This window comes from Rhodoferax sp. GW821-FHT09E07 (genome assembly GCF_059416145.1).
This window is the reverse complement of sequence record NZ_JBWKOP010000004.1, coordinates 35,675-52,060: the sequence shown is the minus strand read 5'-3', so window position 1 is coordinate 52,060 and position 16,386 is coordinate 35,675. Positions and strand designations below refer to the sequence as shown.

Below are 16,386 nucleotides of genomic sequence, written 5' to 3'. Positions count from 1 at the left end.
AGGGCAGGGATAATCCGCAATTCTCTACGAAGACCGCCCTTTGACCGCCAGCACGTTAAAAATCGAATTTCCTGAGTCGCTCCCGGTGTCGGGCAAACGCGACGAAATCATGGACGCCATTGCGGCGCACCAGGTGGTCATCGTCTGCGGGGAAACCGGTTCGGGCAAGACCACACAGCTGCCCAAGATCGCCCTGGCCATGGGGCGGGGCAAGCTCAACTACCCGGCAGGTCAGCGCGGCAAGCTGATTGGGCACACGCAGCCGCGGCGGATTGCCGCCTCCAACGTGGCCAAACGCATTGCGGAAGAGCTGAAGACGCCGCTGGGCGACGTGGTGGGGTTCAAGGTGCGGTTCCAGGACCGTTTGAGCAAGGACGCTTCGGTCAAGCTGATGACCGACGGTATTTTGCTGGCCGAGACGCAGACCGATCCGCTGCTCAACGCCTACGACACCATCATCATTGACGAGGCGCATGAGCGCTCTCTGAACATCGACTTTCTGCTGGGCTATCTGCGCCAGATCCTGCCGCGCAGGCCTGACCTGAAGATCATCGTGACCTCGGCCACGATTGACGCACAGCGCTTTGCTGACCATTTCAAGTCCAGCAAGGGCCCGGCGCCCGTGATCATGGTGTCGGGTCGCATGTTCCCGGTGGAACAGCGCTATCGGCCGTTTGAAGAGTCGCGTGAGTACGATCTGAACAACGCAATTGCCGATGGTGTGGACGAGCTCTGGCGCGACCCGCACAACCAGGGCGACATCCTGGTCTTTCTGCCTGGCGAGCGTGAGATTCGTGAGGCGGCGGACCACCTGCGCAAGCACTTGAGTCACCAGCCGGTGATGCGCGGGGCCGAGGTGTTGCCGCTGTTTGCGCGCTTGAGCCCCGCCGAGCAGGACCGGATTTTTGACGGTCATACCGGGCGGCGCATTGTGTTGGCGACCAACGTGGCCGAAACCTCTCTGACGGTTCCTGGTACCCGATACGTCATTGACGCAGGTACGGCGCGTATCAAGCGCTACAGTTTCCGTAGCAAGGTGGAGCAGTTGCTGGTGGAACCCATCAGCCAAAGCTCGGCCAACCAGCGTGCCGGGCGCTGCGGGCGGGTGGCGAACGGCATTTGCATTCGTCTGTACGACCAGAAAGACTTTGACGGGCGGCCGCGGTTTACCGACCCCGAAATCCTGCGGTCCTCCTTGGCGGGCGTCATCTTGCGCATGAAGTCGCTGCATCTGGGCATCGTGGAAGATTTTCCATTTCTGGAGCGACCCAGCGGTCGTGCGATTGCCGATGGTTACCAGTTGCTCAATGAGTTGGGCGCCGTGGACGATGCGAATGAGCTGACGCCACTTGGCACGGAACTGAGCCGCTTGCCCTTGGACCCGCGCGTGGGACGCATGTTGCTGGAAGCGCGATCGCGTGAGGCGCTGGATGAGGCTCTGGTCATTGCGTCTGCGCTGAGCGTGCAGGATGTGCGCGACCGGCCGATGGAGGCGCAGCAGCAGGCCGATGCGGCGCACCAGAAGTTTGACGATGAGAAGAGTGAGTTCACGGGCTACCTGAAGCTGTGGAAGTGGATTCACGACGCGCGCGGTGGCGGTGAAGCCGCCAGCGCCGCGAGCCGAACTGCGGGGGGCTCCTCGTCGCAAAGCTCAATTTCGTCCCCCTCCGCAGCCCGGCCCACGACGCCGGCGGCTTCACACAAGCTGTCTAACCGGCAATACGAACAGCTGCTGCGCCAAAACTTCGTCAACATGCGCCGCGTGCGCGAGTGGAAAGACATCCACAGCCAACTGCACACCGTGGTGGCCGAGCACAAGTGGCGCCTGAACACCAAGCCTGCCAGCTACGAGCAGTTGCACCTGTCCATGCTCTCTGGCCTGCTGGGCAATATTGGCTGCAAGCTGGAGGAAGGGCAGAACGGCGAATACCTGGGCGCGCGCAGCATCAAGTTCTTTGCTCACCCCGGCGCCCACCTGACCAAGAAGCCCGGCAAGTGGATCGTGGCGTCGGAGCTGGTAGAGACCACCCGCCTGTTTGGCCGTGGCATTGCGCATATCGAGCCGCAGTGGCTGGAAAACGTGGGCGGACATTTGCTCAAGAAGCAGCTGCTGGACCCGCACTGGGAAAAGAAGGCCGCGGAGGTGGTGGCCCTGGAGCGGGCCACGCTGTATGGCATCGTGGTCTATAGCGGACGCAAGGTGAACTACGGCCGCGTGGACCTGCATGGCGCACGCGAAATCTTTATCCGTGAAGCGCTGGTGGGCAAGGAATGGGAGACCACGCTGCCGTTTTTGGCGGCCAACCAGAAGCTCATCAAGCAGGTGGAAGACCTGGAACACAAGGCGCGCCGGCAAGACGTGCTGGTAGACGATGAGCTGATCTACGCGTTTTACGACCAGCAGCTGCCCGCTGACGTGTACAGCGGCTACAGCTTTGAGCGCTGGTACCGCGAAGAGGTGAAGAAGCAGCCGGACTTGCTGAAGCTGACGCGCGAAGAGCTGATGCGACATGAGGCCGCAGGCATTACCACGGCGTCCTTCCCCAAGACCATACGCCTGGGTGGCGTGGACTGCGTGGCGACCTATTTGCATGAACCCGGCGACGCGCGCGACGGCCTGACCGTGACGGTGCCGCTGTTTGTGCTGAACCAGGTGAACGACGAGCGTTGCGAGTGGCTGGTGCCCGGCATGCTGAAGGACAAGGTGCAGGCGCTGCTCAAAACCCTGCACCAGCGCCCGCGCAGCCGGCTGGTGCCACTGCCCGATACGGCCAGCAAGTTTGCCGAGGCGCTGAACGCGCCCGAGAAGTTTGGCACCGGTGGGCTGGTGGAGGCCGTACTCAAGCTGGTGCGTGAGGCGACCAGCCTGGACATCGTTAAGGCTGACATCAAGGTCGACATGCTGAGCCCGCACTTTTTCATGAACTTCCGCGTGGTGGACGAGCATGGTCGCCAGCTGGGGCAGGGGCGCAACCTGGGCGCGCTCAAGGCCGAGCTGGGCAGCCAAGCCCGTGGTGCGTTCCAGGCGTTGGCGTCGATCAAACTGGCACAAAACGCGTCGCCGGGAGCTGGTTCGGCAGTGCGTTCTGCGCAGGTAAAGGGGGAGCCCGCACAGCGGGCGGAGGACACGGAGCAGAATGCGCTGCCGAATCGGCTCCCAGCCCTCGCCAAATCTGCGCGAGCAGCTACCGAAAACGTAGCAAAACCTAGCATTCTGGATGGCCGCTTCACCGCCTGGACCTTCGGCGAGCTGCCCGAGCTACTGGAAATCCGCAAGGGCGGGCAGACGCTGATTGGCTTCCCCGCGCTCATTGACGCGGGTGACGCGGTCACGGTGGAGGTGTTTGACGAACCCGAAGTGGCAGCCGCCAAACACCGCGCCGGCCTGCGCCGCCTGTTTGCCATCCAGATCAAGGACGCGCTCAAGTACCTGGAAAAGAACATCCCCGATCTGCAGAAGATGGCCGTGGCCTACATGAACGTGGGCAAGACAGACAACGGCAGTGGCGGGGGCACGGTGGAAGAGCTGCGCGAGCAAATCATCGCCGTGGCGCTGGACCGCGCCTTTTTGCTAGACCCGCTGCCCACCGACGAGTTCGCCTTCAAGCGCCGCATAGACGAAGGGCGTGGACGCCTGACCCTGATCGCCAACGAGGTGGCGCGCATGGCCAGTGTGATCCTGCTGGAGTACGCTGCGGCGGCACGCAAGATCAAGGACACCAAGAATGCGCCGGATGCGACCGCGGACGCCCAGCAGCAGCTCAACCGCCTGATCCCCAAGAAGTTTTTGCAGGCCACGCCGTGGGACCGGCTGCAACACCTGGCGCGCTACCTCAAGGCCATCACACTGCGGTTGGACAAATACCGCGCAGACCCCGCGCGTGACGCGGCCCGCTTGGCCGAGTTGCGCCCACAGGAGCAGCGCTATTGGCGCCTGGTGGCCGAGCGCAAGGGTGCGGTGGACGACCGCATGGCCGAATTCCGCTGGTTGCTGGAAGAGCTGCGTGTGAGCTTTTTTGCCCAGGAGTTGCGCACCCCGCAGCCGGTGAGTGTGAAGCGCCTGGACAAGGCCTGGGCACAGATTGGCAATTGAACCAGGGAGCCCTATGAACCCCACCCCCGACGCGACGGAACAGCCCGACGCTCCATACACCGAGCCCACCACGCTGGTTCCTCTGGAGTTTCGGGCACCAGAGCCGACACCTGCGGGCCATGCCGCTTCTTCAGGGTGGCAATGGCTAGTCCAAGGTCTGCGCGCCGCGGCACTGTGCCCGGTACGCGGGCTGCCTGCGGGACCGACCGCGTGGCAAATGTTACTGATTGCGGGGCTGTCCACCGCGCTGATCACCGCCGCAGGATGCCTGGAGATTGCGGGCCCGGCAGATTTTCTGGTGCGCAACTGGCTGTTCAGTTGGGCGTCTACGGCCTTGCTGATATTTGCTGTATGGCTGGTGCTGAACTGGGGCCGCACACAGGCGGCGCATGACACGCCCGTAGCGGCTTGGCTGCTGTTGTATTGGGTGGCGACCACGCCCATCAGCTTGGTGGCAGTGGCCCTGGCCGCCGCGGCCGCGCGGGAATGGTTGCCAGGCTGGTTGCTGGAATCCGTCTGGTGGGGCTGGGTGGTGTTTGGCGTGTTCTGGCTGTGGATGGCGCTGGCGGCGCTGCGCATCACCGCCGCGGTAAACCGCTCGCGTTGGGTAGCGGCGGCACTGGTGTTCTGCGTTCTGGCGCTCCAGGGGCTGGATACATGGGTCCTGCAGGTGCGTGCCTGGCAGCCCAGCTACACAGAAAGTGATGCCGCAGAGCCCGCGACCTTGCAGTTGAGCCAGGAGGTGTTCGAAGCCCAACAGGACCTGCTGGATGACGCACTGGATGCTTTGCGTCCCGCCACGCCGGGCCCGATTCAGGTGTTTGGCTTGGTCTATGCGCCCTATGCGCAAGACGTGTTTCTGCGCGAAAGCACCATGGTGCAAGGCGTGCTGGAGCAGCGCTTTGGCGCCGAAGGCCGGGTGCTGCGCTTGGTAAACCATGCCACCACGGCCACTGATATTCCCTGGGCCACCAACCGCAACCTCGAGCACGGCTTGGCGGCGTTGGCGCAGGCCATGGACAAGGAGCGTGATGTGCTGGTTGTCTACCTCACCTCACATGGTGGTGCGGACTTCCGGCTGGCCGCCCAGCACTGGCCGCTGGAGGTGGAAGACCTGACCGCATCGCAGCTGCGCGAGACATTGGACCGTCTGGGCATCCGCAACCGGGTGGTGGCCGTGTCGGCCTGCTATTCGGGCGGCTGGATCGAACCCCTGCAGGGTGACACCACGCTGGTGATGACGGCCGCCGACAGGGACCACACGTCCTACGGATGTGGCAGCAAGTCCGAATTGACCTTCTTTGGCCGCGCGGTGTTTGACGAGCAGTTGCGCAAGACGCTGTCGTTTGAAGACGCCTTCCAAGCCGCGGTGCCCGTCATCCAGCAGCGCGAAATCGAAGGCCGCAAGAGCGATGGTTTCTCCAATCCGCAAATTGCGGTGGGTGAAGGCATCCGAAAGGTACTGCAAGCCTGGGCCGCAGAGCAGGCGGCAGGCGCACCGCCCAAACCCTAGGACCCTGCAGCCAGCGGGCAAGACAGGCTCAGTGCCTGCAGCGGAGCCAGGTTTTGGGCGTCGGACACCACCAAATTGATGTGTTGGGCATGCCCCGGCGTGGGCGCGATGGCCGCCAGGCGCAGGGTTTGCGCGCCCTGGTAGCGGCCCAGGGGCACGTACTGGCGCACCACGAAGTCATGTTGCAGCAGTTCGCCTGCGTTTTCCCCGGCCTTGACCTTGGAGCTGTAGCCGTCTTCTGTGACCGTCCAGTAGGCGCTCCACTGCGCCACACCGGCGGCCGGCGCCACCTGGGCGGTTACGCTGCCGTCGGCGGCCCGTTGCACGGCAATGCTGGCGCGTGCTGGCTCGGTGCTGTCGATCGTGGGGCGGCGCCAGTCTCGCCAATCCTGGCCGTTGCGCACCAGCTGCGGGGTGTAGATGCTGCTTAGGTGGTTGGCCTGTGCCACTTCGCGCTGGCGCTGGGTGTGTGCGGAGTTGGCAAAGCGGTCCACCCAGCCGATGTAGTCCCAGTAGCCCACATGGAAGGCCTGCGCCACCACCGGCTTGCCCTTGAACGTGGAGAGCCACTGGTCTGCGGGTGGGCAGGAGCTGCAGCCCTCCGAGGTGTACAGCTCAATCACGGGTGTGAGCTTTTCTCCCGTGTGCGCTTCGCAGGCTGGCGCGGCCGCCAGTGCGGCGGTGGTCGTGCAACTGAGCAGGGGGATGAGAACGGTGGTGAATAGGGTGCGCATGGTGGGCCGGGGTTTGCTTGGGTAAAGCTTAGTCGTCCAGCACCCCGAACTTCTTACAACGGCCCAGCCCAGATGCGCGCTCAGTCTTCTGGTGGCAACAACATGGCAATCCGCTCGCTGATGGAGTCCGCACGTTCAGGGCCTGCAATGGCTTCGACGGCGGCAATCATCTCGCGTGCCGCAGCCAGCATGGACTCGCGGTCCTTGGCATTGCGCAAGGCGTCGCGGAAGGCTTCGGCCTGCGCCGGGGCGCGGCGCACAAACATGCGTTCACAAATATCAAACAGGAACATGCGGGTGGTCGCCAGGGAGCGCTTGCCTGCAAAGGTGTCTACCGCACCGGTTGACGCCGCGGCGGTGGGGGCTGGTGGCGCAGGCATTGCGGTGGGCTTGTGATCGACACTCCCCAGGTCAATGCCCACCAGGTAGCCCTCGCGCATGAGCTCTTGGGCCAGTACCTGCGCTTGGCCGCTGAACAGGTAGTCAATGTCCCGGGTGGTTTTTTGGCCATCGGCCATGATTAGCAAGTAGCGCTCGCGCTGCCCCAGGCGCCGCACGCCGCCCTGCAACTCGGCCCGCGCTTTGTCGGTTTTTTCCAATCGCATAGGTTCACCTCCAACGAAGCAGGCGATTTGAAACCGGGCGTATGACAGTGCTATGAAACGGGCGCCTTTGTGCCGCAAGCCACCGCAGGCTGGGGTCTGTAAGCCATATAGGCCTCTAGCCCCCGTGGAATATGCGCAAGTAGCTCCTCAATTGATAGCGGATCAGAGCTTCTGCAACCGTTCCAGCGCAGCGTTCAGGGTCGCGTCTTGCTTGGCAAAACAGAAGCGCACCACGCGCTGGTCAAAGCCGTTGCCATAAAAGGCAGACAGCGGAATCGCCGCCACGCCCACCTCGCGCGTAAGCCACTGGCAGAAGTCGGCCTCGTTCAGGTCGCTCACTGCAGAGATGTCCACACACTGGAAGTAGCTGCCCTGGCTCGGCAGCAGTTTGAACTTGGTCTTGGCCAGACCCGCGCGGAACAGGTCGCGCTTGCGCTGGTAAAACGCGGGCAGCTCCATGTAGGGCGCCGGGTTGGTCAGGTAGGCGGCCAGTGCGTGCTGCACCGGCGTATTCACCGTGAACACATTGAACTGGTGCACCTTGCGGAACTCAGCCATCAACGGTGCGGGCGCCGCCACGGTGCCGACTTTCCAGCCGGTCACGTGGAAGGTTTTGCCAAAGCTGGATACGACGAAGGCACGCGCTGCGAGGCCGAGGTAGCGGGACACGCTCTCGTGCGGCTGGTCGTCAAACACCATGTGCTCGTAAACCTCGTCGCTGATCAACAGTACGTCGGTGGGGGCCAGCAGGTCCTGCAACGCTAGCATGTCTTCTTTGGACCAAACGGTGGCGCTGGGGTTGTGCGGAGTGTTGATCAGCAGGGCGCGCGTTTTGGGCGTGATGGCGGCGCTGATCTTGGCAAAGTCGGGCCGGAACGTACCGGGCGTGAGCGGCACACGCACCACCACGCCACCGGCCAGCTCGATGTTGGGCACATAGCTGTCGTAGCAGGGCTCCAGCACGATGACCTCGTCGCCCGGGTGTACCACGGCCAGGATGGCGGTGATGATGGCCTGGGTGGCGCCGGCCGTGATGTTGATTTCCAGGTCCGGGTGGTACTGCTTGCCGTGCAGCGCTGCAATCTTGGCTGCCACGGCCTGGCGTAGTACGGGCACGCCGGTCATGGGCGGGTACTGGTTGTGGCCGGCCTGCATGGCGGTGGTCACGGCGTCTACCAGCGCTGGGTCGCAGGCAAAGTCGGGAAAGCCCTGGCCCAGGTTCACGGCCTTGTGCTCAGCGGCCAACGCCGACATGACGGTGAAGATGGTGGTGCCCACCTTGGGCAGGCGGGAGGTGAGGGCGGGGGTGCGGGCTAGTACTTCAGAGTTCATAGTCGTTCACATGGCCTTCCATGGCCTTGGCGATGAGGGCGCGGTCCAGGCGGCTGCTGAGCAGCTCGGCAAAGGTGTAGACAAAGTTGCGCAGGTAGGCGCTGCGCTTGAAGGCCACGCGGGTCACATTTTGGCCAAACAGGTAGCCGGCCGGACGCACCACGAGGCCGCCTTTGCTGTCGTTTTTTTCCATGTCGTCCACTACATCGGTGACCGCCATTTCGGCCGCAATGCCAATGCCCAGGCCCAGGCGCACGTAGGTCTTGATCACGTCCGAATCGATGGCTTCGAGCGAAATGCGCGGCTCCAGCTTGCGCGCGGCAAAGGCCTGGTCGATCTTGGTGCGGCCGGTGAACGAGGGGTGGTAGGTAATCAGAGGTTCCGCGGCCACTTCTTCCAGCGTCACGCGCTCTTTCTGGGCCAGTGGATGGTCGGTGGGCAGCACCAGCACGTGTTGCCATTCGTAGCAGGGCAGGGTCACCAGCTCGGAGTAGTTGGCCAGCGATTCGGTGGCAATGCCAATCTCGGCCACATCGTCAATCAGCATGCGCGCCACCTGGTCGGGCGCGCCCTGGTGCAGGCTCACGTTCACCTTGGGAAACGCGGTGCGAAGCTTGGCTACTTTCTCTGGCAGCACGTAGCGGGCCTGGGTGTGGGTGGTTGCAATCGACAGCGTGCCGCTGTCCTGCGAGCTGTATTGCTCGCCAATACGCTTGAGATTGCCTACCTCGCGCAGGATCAGCTCGATACTTTTGAGGACATGCTGGCCGGGCTCGGTGATGCGCTTGAGGCGTTTGCCATGACGGGCAAAGATGTCGATGCCCAGTTCTTCTTCAAGTTCAATGATGGCCTTGGACACGCCGGGCTGCGAGGTGTGCAGCGCCTTGGCGGCCTCGGTCAGGTTGAGGTTGCGGCGCGCAGCCTCTTGGACAAAACGGAATTGGTGCAAGTTCATATCAAATTTCACCTAAAGATGAAATTTATTATGCACTAAAACATCTATTGTTAAGCACTGTCGAGTGCGATTTGCGCGAGGAGCTGCACCATGCGTGGGTCTTCGCCCACGGCGTCCTGTAGCAGGATCGGGATCAGGTGGTACTGCACGCGCAGGTCGTGCACCAGGGCGGGCAGGTCTTCCCTCGCGTGGCGGCCCACCCCCAGGAACATGGGCACGATGCGAACGGCGCGTGCCCCCTGGGCCACAAGATCCGCCACAGCGGCAGGTAAGTCCGGTGTGCTCAGTTCCAGATAGGCGCAGGCCACCAGCGTTTCAGGCGAGGACTGGCGGATTTGCGCCGCCACGGCCTCGATGGGGCGGTGCCACAGGGGGTCGCGTGAACCGTGGGCGAACAGTACAACGCCGGTAGGGTAGGGCAAGCTCATCGTCTTAATACCAGCCAAGCGAAGGCGGTGAGTGAAATGACCGAGTAAATCAGCCCCGGCAGTGCCGCGGTAAACCAGGGCTGCCAGCCTTGCAGATTGCCCAGGTCGTTCATCACGTTGTTGAGCAGCACAAAGCTGATGCCGGCCATGACGCCACCAAAGGTGTAGCTGGCAATGCCACCCGAGCGGAAGTGCAGGTAGGCAAAAGGCAGTGCCAACACCACCATCACGAGGCAGCTTAGCGGGTAAAACACTTTTTTCCAGAACTGGATCTCATACTTTTGCGCCGACTGGCCGTTGGCGTTCAGGTGGCGCATGTACTGGAACAGGTCAATGGTGCCCATGCGCTCGGGGCGCAGTACCGCGGCGGCTACCATTTCTGCACTGATCTGGGTGGGCCACCGGAACGTTTCAAACTGGGCGCGATCGATATGGGCCGCCTTGGCCTCTGGCGTATCGAACTCGGTGCGCTCCACATCCTTGAGCTCCCAGGAATCGTGCTCGCTGAACTGCCCAGTCTTCCCCTGAGTCAGAGACACGAGGTTGCCTTGGTTGTTGAACTCAAAAATGCGGATGTCCTTCATGCTGGCATCCGGTGCCAGCGATCCCACGTTCACCGCGTAGTGACCGTAGGCCTGCTTTTCTTTCAGCCAGGCGCCGGTCTTGCCCACGGTAATCTTGCCCTGGAAGCGAGACTTGAGGAGCTGCGCGGTCTTGTCGGCCAAGGGTGCGACGTAGTCGCCCATCGCGAAAGTGAAAAACACAAAGCCCATACCCAGCAACAGTAGGGTGCGCAGCGCCCGCCACGGGCCCAGGCCGCTGGTACGCAGGATGGTGAATTCCGAGCTGCGCGCCAGCCGCGCCATCACAAAAATGGTACCGATGAGCACGGTGATAGGGAACAACTCGTACACATGGCTGGGCACCATCAATGCCACGTAGATCAACGCCTGTGGCACTTGGTAACCCATGGCCTTGCCTCGACCCACGGACTGCAGCTCTTCCACGACGTCAAAGAAAAAGAACAGCGCGATGAACCCGAGGGTGACCAGAAAGACGGCCATCACCACCTCGCCGTAGAGCAGGCGTCGCAAGGTCTTCATGCGGGATCTCCCGATGCCCTTGCAGGGGTCATTGGGCGGCGGCGCAGGCGCAATGCCCAGTGGTTATGCCGCTTCGCCAGCCAGAGGAGCGCCATCAGCAAGGCGCCCCCGTGCAGTGCCAGCAAAAACAGCCCCAGACTGATCTGCCCGCTTTGAATCCAGCTCTTGCCCAGCACCAGCATATTGAAATAGACCACAAAGGCCAGGAAGGCGAATACCAAATTACCAGTACGACCGGCGCGTGGGTTCACCCCGGCTGAGGCCAGGCCAATCACCACAAAGTTCAACGCAGCCAGGATCAGACCGGCTCGCCACGCGATCTCCGCAAGGTGCAACGGGATCGGGTTCCGGATCAGGTCCAGCGTGCTTATGGCGCTGGCCGGCGCGTAGTCCCGCGTGGATTGATCGTCAGCGCCCACGCGAGCGCCATAGCGCTGAAACACGCTGATGGTGATGTCCTGCTTACCATGGGTTTTTTCCAGGCGCTGGCCGTTGTCCAGCACCAAGAATTTGTCCGGACCAATGACCTCCACGGCGCCGGTGCGGGCCGATGTGACGGTTTCCTTGCCTGCTTCATTGGTGGCGATAAAGACGTTGTTGCCGGTTTGCTGGCCCCTGGCGTCTTTTTCTATGAAGAACACCCGGTCACCATTGCCAGATTCCTGGAACTGGCCGGGTTCGATGCGGGCAATGTCGCCACGCTTGTCGTAGCGGTAGCGCAGGTCTTCGATTCGCCCGAAGGCCCAGGGTAGGATGAAAAACGCCAACGCCAGGATCACCACCAAAATCGGCCAGGCAAAGCGGAACAGTGGAGTGAGCAAGGTGGCCAGCCCGCGGCCGCTGCCAAACCAAATGACCATCTCGCTGTCGCGGTACATACGGGTCAACACGCTGAGCACCGCAATAAACAGGCTCATGGACAAAATGGTGGGCATATCCGAGAGCACGGTGTAGCCCATGATGATCATCACGTCCGCTGGATTGAAGGTGCCGCGTGACGCCTCGCCCAGCGTACGGATCAGCGTCATGGTCATCACCACAGTCACCAGCACCACCAGGGTGGCACCAAAGCTGCGCGCAAGCTCTCTGCGGATAGAGGAATGGAATAACATGGTGGCGAAGGAAAGACCGAATTATGAACTTTGAACTCAAGGCTTTGAGCCTGGTGGCTGTGGCCAATGAAAAATGTGACTTGGCGGTACTGTTGGTGCCAGCCGACTTCAAGGCAGGCAAAGACGAACTGTCCCAACTGATCGCCCAAGCGGTCAAGGTGGGGGACTTTGCAGGCAAGCCGGGGCAGGTGCTGTCGCTATACCGGCCGGGCCAGGCGAATGCTACGCGCTTGGTGCTCGCCGGCGTAGGCGAAGGCAGCTCCAAGCAGGTGCGTGGTGCCGTGGCCGCCGCCCTTGGCGTTGCAAAGTCAACATCGAATAAAAAACTGGTGATTGCATTCGCCGCTCCTGCGAAGGAAAGCGCCGCGCGCGCCGCAGTAGTGGCCGTGGCGGATGCCACCTACAGCTATGTGCACACCAAATCCAAACCCGAGCCCCGCGTCTTGCAGAAGTGCCTGGTGGTCGCCAGCAACGCGTCGGAGATCAAGGCCTCCTTTGACTGTGCCGTGGGCACAGTGCTAGGCATGGAAATGGCCAAGGAGTGGGCCAACCGCCCGGCCAACCATGCCACACCCACACTTCTGGGCCAGGCCGCCCAGAGCCTCGCCAAATTCGCCAAAATTTCCTGCGAGGTATTGGGCCCCAAAGAAGTGGCCAAACTGGGAATGGGCTCGTTCATGGCGGTCGCCAAGGGCTCGGACGAGCCGCTACGCTTCATCGTGCTGCGCTACGACGGTGCCGCCAAGTCCCAGGCGCCCACAGTGCTGGTGGGCAAGGGCATTACTTTTGATAGCGGTGGCATCTCCATCAAGCCTGCGGCCGAAATGGATGAAATGAAGTTCGACATGTCTGGTGCGGCAAGTGTGCTGGGCGTGTTCCGCGCGCTGGCCCAACTGAAACCGTCCATCAATGTGGTGGGCCTGATTCCCTCTTGCGAAAACCTGATCAACGGCCATGCGGTCAAGCCGGGCGACGTGGTGACCAGCATGAGTGGCCAGACCATCGAAATCCTCAACACCGACGCCGAAGGCCGCTTGGTGCTGTGCGATGCCCTGACTTACGCTGAACGTTTCAAGCCCGCGGCCGTGGTGGATATCGCCACTCTGACAGGCGCCTGTGTGGTGGCCCTGGGTGGGGTGCGCAGCGGTTTGTTCTCTACCAACGAAGCCTTGGGCGATGCCCTGTTCGCTGCGGGTGAGGCCAGTGCCGACCTGTGCTGGAAGCTGCCATTGGATGAGGACTATGCAGAAGGCCTAAAGACCAATTTTGCTGATGTGGCCAATGTGGCGGGGCGTGCCGGCGGTGCCATCACCGCAGCCAAATTTCTGCAGCGCTTTACCGAGAAGTTTCCTTGGGCGCATCTGGACATCGCGGGCACCGCCTGGAAAAGCGGTGGTGCCAAGGGCGCAACGGGACGCCCTGTTGGCCTGTTGGTGGAGTTTTTAATGGCCAAGGCTGCGTCCAAGTGACAGAGGTTGCCTTCCATTTTGGTGCGCCGGACAAGCTGGACTACGTGTGCCGCTTGTTGCGCAAGGCCACAGGCCGGGGCGCCAAGGTGGTGGTGTTGGGCCCGCAAAACCAGATGCAACAGCTGGATGCCAAACTCTGGGCTCTGTCTCCCACCGATTTTCTTGCCCATAGCCAGGATGGCGGTGCCTTACAGGCACGCAGCCCGGTGGTATTGACCACTGCACTGCATGCAGGACTGGCGGCGCACGGCGTGCTGGTGAACCTGACGGACGCCGTGCCCGAGGGTTTTGCGCAGTTTGAGCGGGTGATTGAGGTGGTCAGTACCGACGAAGCTGACCGCAGTGTGGCAAGGGGGCGTTGGCGTCAGTATGCCCAGCAGGGTATTGCCATCCAGAAACACGATCTGAACCTCAAAGGAGCGGGTTGATGGGGTCACCCAAGACCACGCCCCGCTTTCTGCCTACGCTGACGGAGGTGGTGCAGCCGCGCAATGTTCAGGCCGTCCCTCCGCGGGCTGATCCGCCAGCGTCCATTGACGTGGATGCGCTGGTGGACCGGGTGATGCTGTCCGTTGCTCCGCATATTGAAAACCAGTTGCGTGAATTGGTGACCGATGTGGTGCAGGAGCAGCTGCGCGAGCTCACTCCACGGATCCAGCATGACCTTGAAGTGGTGGTGCGTGCCGCCGTGATGGGGGCCCTGGACGACTTGCCGCCATCCGGTGCGTAAAGCGGTGGTTCGTCGCTCGCGCCAAGCGCCAACCACAATTTTGGGAGTTCCTATGCATTTTCGAGTGAAAAGTACATTGACCGTGGTCGCGGCTGCCGTCCTGCTGGGTGCTTGCGGCAAAAAGGACGAGGTGGTTGTCCCCGCTGCGCCCGCGGCGTCTTCTGCAGATACCGGGACTGTAGTGAGAATCGGTCATGTGGGCCCGACCAGCGGTGCGATCGCCCATTTGGGGAAGGACAATGAAAATGGCGCCCGCCTTGCCATTGAAGAGCTGAACGAGGCTGGCGTGACGATCGGGGGACACAAGGTTACTTTGGAATTGATCGCTGAAGACGATGCCGCGGACCCCAAGCAAGGTACGGCGGTTGCGCAAAAGCTGGTGGACTCCAAAGTCGCCGGCGTCGTGGGGCACCTGAATTCAGGCACCACCATTCCCGCATCCAAGATTTATAGCGACGCTGGCATTCCCCAGATATCTCCCTCGGCCACCAATCCGAAGTACACCCGGCAAGGCTTCAAAACAGCCTTTCGTGTGGTGGCCGATGACACGCAGCTGGGTAGCACCCTGGGCAAATACGCCGTGGGCTCGCTCAAAGGCAAGGCCATCGCCGTGATCGACGACCGCACCGCGTATGGACAGGGTGTGGCCGAAGAATTTGCCAAAGCAGTGGACGGCGCTGGTGGCAAGGTGGTGATCAAGGAATTCACCACCGACAAGGCGACTGACTTCAGCGCTATCCTGACCTCGATCAAGGGCAAAAAGCCGGATGTGGTTTTCTTCGGCGGCATGGATGCCGTGGCAGGACCCATGCTCAAGCAAATGAAGTCCCTGGGGCTCAACGCCAAATTCATGGGCGGTGACGGAATTTGCACTACGGAGCTGGTGAAGCTGGGTGGTGACGCAATTGTGGACGACCAAGTGTTCTGTGCGGAAGCCGGCGGCGTGGAAGGAGAGGCCAAGGTCGGCATGGAAGCCTTCAAAACCAAATTCAAGGCCAAGTTCAACGCCGATGTGCAGGTGTATGCGCCCTATGTGTACGACTCGGTAAAGCTGATGGTGGCCGCCATGGTCAAGGCAGGCTCTTCGGATCCCGCCAAGTTCCTGCCAGTGTTGGCTGCCACGACCGATTTCAAGGGCGTGACGGGGCCCATTTCGTTCGATGCGAAAGGGGACATCAAGAACGGCGCGCTGACCCTGAAGACCGTGCGCGCGGGCAAGCTCGAAACCCTGGCTGTGATCCGCTAAATGCCCATTCCTTGGCGCTTTTTGCGCACTTTGTGGGTCGCGAGCAAAAACAGCCGCAAAAGGCAGGTTAGAATACGAGGCTCTGGAGCGGTGGATGAGCGGTTTAAGTCACACGCCTGGAAAGCGTGCGTGGGGTAAAACCCACCGCGGGTTCGAATCCCGCCTGCTCCGCCAGATAGTCAGTGTTTATGCGGGTTTCAAGAGGGTCTTTTCCACGACCCACCCAAAAACCCACCCAAGAAAAAAGCGATTGCAGTGCAGTCGCTTTTTTTCTTTGTGTGTTGGTTTTTTGCAGGATCAATAAACGGAGGGGGAAATGCTGTTCTCGCAAAGAATGGGCTTGAAGCCCGTCGGAAAGCTCGTACAGCGTGAATCGATCGATGAAGATTTGCGCGCGAAGATCTGGAACGTACTGAAGTTGCGAATTTGGGATCTATGGGAACCAGTACCTGATGCCTACTCCATGCCCAGGTGTTGCGTCAGATTGTTCTGACTGGTGACTGGCACGAAGTGTTCGACTTGGTGGAGTCAATAGTTCAATACATACCGAGTGCATGGCGCGGCAATTTGGTCGAGTTTCTGAACAATGTGCTGAAGAGTGAAAATTCGGCATACCGCATGGTCGACTTGCACTTCATCGAAACGACCGATGAAAACGAAATCAATGCAGTGGAAGAGGGCGTAAATACTGGTGCGAAGTCCGTCAAATCACACCTGAAGCGTGCGCTCGAACTTCTGACAGATCGCAAGGCGCCTGACTATCGCAATTCGATTAAGGAATCCATCAGTGCTGTTGAGGCGGTGTGCCAAGACATCACGGGTAAGCCGGGTGCCACCCTTGGTCAATGTCTTGGTGCAATAAAGCAAAAGCATCCGATCCACCCGGCGTTTGAACAGTCTTTGACGAAGCTGTACGGCTTCACGAGTGACTCTGGAGGGATTCGGCATGCAATGACGGAGGAGGGCGTGAAGCCGACCTATGCCGACGCAAAATTTATGCTTGTGTCCTGTTCCGCATTGACCAACTACTTTCGAACTATTCAGACTGAACGGTAAGCAGCGCTTC

Annotated in this window: 15 protein-coding genes and 1 tRNA gene; 9 read left to right on the top strand and 7 right to left on the bottom strand. The window is 61.3% G+C overall.

Going from position 1 to position 16,386, the window contains the following annotated elements:
- Positions 1-109 precede the first annotated feature (109 nt).
- The gene (gene hrpA, locus AC07OE_RS08495; RefSeq protein ID WP_495070479.1) at positions 110-4,093 is read left to right on the top strand and encodes an ATP-dependent RNA helicase HrpA; all 3,984 of its coding nucleotides are present in this window, start codon (positions 110-112) and stop codon (positions 4,091-4,093) included.
- A 13-nt stretch (positions 4,094-4,106) separates the two neighbouring features.
- The gene (locus tag AC07OE_RS08490; protein WP_495070134.1) at positions 4,107-5,606 is read left to right on the top strand and encodes a C13 family peptidase; all 1,500 of its coding nucleotides are present in this window, start codon (positions 4,107-4,109) and stop codon (positions 5,604-5,606) included.
- Here AC07OE_RS08490 and AC07OE_RS08485 read toward each other — a convergent pair.
- The 7 genes from AC07OE_RS08485 to lptF all read right to left on the bottom strand — a co-directional run bounded on the left by AC07OE_RS08485 (position 5,603) and on the right by lptF (position 11,875).
- The gene (locus tag AC07OE_RS08485) at positions 5,603-6,340 is read right to left on the bottom strand and encodes a DUF1223 domain-containing protein (RefSeq protein ID WP_495070133.1); all 738 of its coding nucleotides are present in this window, start codon (positions 6,338-6,340) and stop codon (positions 5,603-5,605) included. The genes AC07OE_RS08490 and AC07OE_RS08485 overlap by 4 nt on opposite strands.
- An 80-nt stretch (positions 6,341-6,420) precedes the next feature.
- A complete protein-coding gene (locus AC07OE_RS08480) occupies positions 6,421-6,945 on the bottom strand; it encodes a hypothetical protein (protein WP_495070132.1) in 525 nt (174 codons plus the stop codon).
- Between the two features lie 162 nt (positions 6,946-7,107).
- A complete protein-coding gene (locus tag AC07OE_RS08475; protein ID WP_495070131.1) occupies positions 7,108-8,277 on the bottom strand; it encodes a pyridoxal phosphate-dependent aminotransferase in 1,170 nt (389 codons plus the stop codon).
- A complete protein-coding gene (locus AC07OE_RS08470; RefSeq protein WP_495070130.1) occupies positions 8,267-9,232 on the bottom strand; it encodes a CysB family HTH-type transcriptional regulator in 966 nt (321 codons plus the stop codon). Before AC07OE_RS08470 ends, AC07OE_RS08475 begins: the two co-directional genes overlap by 11 nt.
- A 50-nt stretch (positions 9,233-9,282) precedes the next feature.
- Positions 9,283-9,660 carry a sirohydrochlorin chelatase gene (locus AC07OE_RS08465; protein WP_495070129.1) on the bottom strand — a complete coding sequence of 126 codons (378 nt, stop codon included), beginning with the start codon at positions 9,658-9,660 and terminating at the stop codon, positions 9,283-9,285.
- Complete coding sequence (gene lptG, locus AC07OE_RS08460; protein WP_495070128.1) at positions 9,657-10,763, bottom strand: LPS export ABC transporter permease LptG; 1,107 nt, start codon at positions 10,761-10,763, stop codon at positions 9,657-9,659. Before lptG ends, AC07OE_RS08465 begins: the two co-directional genes overlap by 4 nt.
- The gene (gene lptF / locus AC07OE_RS08455) at positions 10,760-11,875 is read right to left on the bottom strand and encodes an LPS export ABC transporter permease LptF (protein WP_495070127.1); all 1,116 of its coding nucleotides are present in this window, start codon (positions 11,873-11,875) and stop codon (positions 10,760-10,762) included. Before lptF ends, lptG begins: the two co-directional genes overlap by 4 nt.
- Before the next feature lie 23 nt (positions 11,876-11,898).
- Between lptF and AC07OE_RS08450 the strand changes: the two genes are divergently transcribed.
- The 7 genes from AC07OE_RS08450 (at position 11,899) to AC07OE_RS08420 (ending at position 16,376) form a co-directional block, all read left to right on the top strand.
- Positions 11,899-13,344, top strand: a complete 1,446-nt coding sequence (locus AC07OE_RS08450) for a leucyl aminopeptidase (protein WP_495070126.1) — start codon at positions 11,899-11,901, stop codon at positions 13,342-13,344.
- Positions 13,341-13,772 carry a DNA polymerase III subunit chi gene (locus AC07OE_RS08445; protein ID WP_495070125.1) on the top strand — a complete coding sequence of 144 codons (432 nt, stop codon included), beginning with the start codon at positions 13,341-13,343 and terminating at the stop codon, positions 13,770-13,772. The genes AC07OE_RS08450 and AC07OE_RS08445 overlap by 4 nt, the downstream gene beginning before the upstream one ends.
- Complete coding sequence (locus AC07OE_RS08440; protein ID WP_495070124.1) at positions 13,772-14,074, top strand: hypothetical protein; 303 nt, start codon at positions 13,772-13,774, stop codon at positions 14,072-14,074. The genes AC07OE_RS08445 and AC07OE_RS08440 overlap by 1 nt, the downstream gene beginning before the upstream one ends.
- A gap of 52 nt (positions 14,075-14,126) precedes the next feature.
- Complete coding sequence (locus AC07OE_RS08435) at positions 14,127-15,320, top strand: branched-chain amino acid ABC transporter substrate-binding protein (protein WP_495070123.1); 1,194 nt, start codon at positions 14,127-14,129, stop codon at positions 15,318-15,320.
- Between the two features lie 84 nt (positions 15,321-15,404).
- A tRNA-Ser gene (locus AC07OE_RS08430) sits at positions 15,405-15,494 on the top strand.
- Positions 15,495-15,636: 142 nt separating this feature from the next.
- Positions 15,637-15,813, top strand: coding sequence for an AbiJ-NTD4 domain-containing protein (locus tag AC07OE_RS08425; protein WP_495070122.1), 177 nt, complete (start codon positions 15,637-15,639; stop codon positions 15,811-15,813).
- Entirely contained in the window at positions 15,795-16,376 is a 582-nt protein-coding gene (locus AC07OE_RS08420; protein WP_495070121.1) for an AbiJ-NTD4 domain-containing protein, read from the top strand. The genes AC07OE_RS08425 and AC07OE_RS08420 overlap by 19 nt, the downstream gene beginning before the upstream one ends.
- Positions 16,377-16,386: the final 10 nt, after the last annotated feature.

Excerpts from the sequence above, each read along its gene's own strand:
- AC07OE_RS08485 (WP_495070133.1), bottom strand. The coding sequence starts at position 6,340 with ATGCGCACCCTATTCACCACCGTTCTCATCCCCCTGCTCAGTTGCACG.
- AC07OE_RS08425 (WP_495070122.1), top strand. The coding sequence starts at position 15,637 with ATGCTGTTCTCGCAAAGAATGGGCTTGAAGCCCGTCGGAAAGCTCGTA.
- lptG (WP_495070128.1), bottom strand. The coding sequence starts at position 10,763 with ATGAAGACCTTGCGACGCCTGCTCTACGGCGAGGTGGTGATGGCCGTC.
- lptF (WP_495070127.1), bottom strand. The coding sequence starts at position 11,875 with ATGTTATTCCATTCCTCTATCCGCAGAGAGCTTGCGCGCAGCTTTGGT.
- hrpA (WP_495070479.1), top strand. The coding sequence starts at position 110 with ATGGACGCCATTGCGGCGCACCAGGTGGTCATCGTCTGCGGGGAAACC.
- AC07OE_RS08450 (WP_495070126.1), top strand. The coding sequence starts at position 11,899 with ATGAACTTTGAACTCAAGGCTTTGAGCCTGGTGGCTGTGGCCAATGAA.
- AC07OE_RS08440 (WP_495070124.1), top strand. The coding sequence starts at position 13,772 with ATGGGGTCACCCAAGACCACGCCCCGCTTTCTGCCTACGCTGACGGAG.
- AC07OE_RS08490 (WP_495070134.1), top strand. The coding sequence starts at position 4,107 with ATGAACCCCACCCCCGACGCGACGGAACAGCCCGACGCTCCATACACC.
- AC07OE_RS08475 (WP_495070131.1), bottom strand. The coding sequence starts at position 8,277 with ATGAACTCTGAAGTACTAGCCCGCACCCCCGCCCTCACCTCCCGCCTG.
- AC07OE_RS08465 (WP_495070129.1), bottom strand. The coding sequence starts at position 9,660 with ATGAGCTTGCCCTACCCTACCGGCGTTGTACTGTTCGCCCACGGTTCA.
- AC07OE_RS08470 (WP_495070130.1), bottom strand. The coding sequence starts at position 9,232 with ATGAACTTGCACCAATTCCGTTTTGTCCAAGAGGCTGCGCGCCGCAAC.
- AC07OE_RS08435 (WP_495070123.1), top strand. The coding sequence starts at position 14,127 with ATGCATTTTCGAGTGAAAAGTACATTGACCGTGGTCGCGGCTGCCGTC.
- AC07OE_RS08480 (WP_495070132.1), bottom strand. The coding sequence starts at position 6,945 with ATGCGATTGGAAAAAACCGACAAAGCGCGGGCCGAGTTGCAGGGCGGC.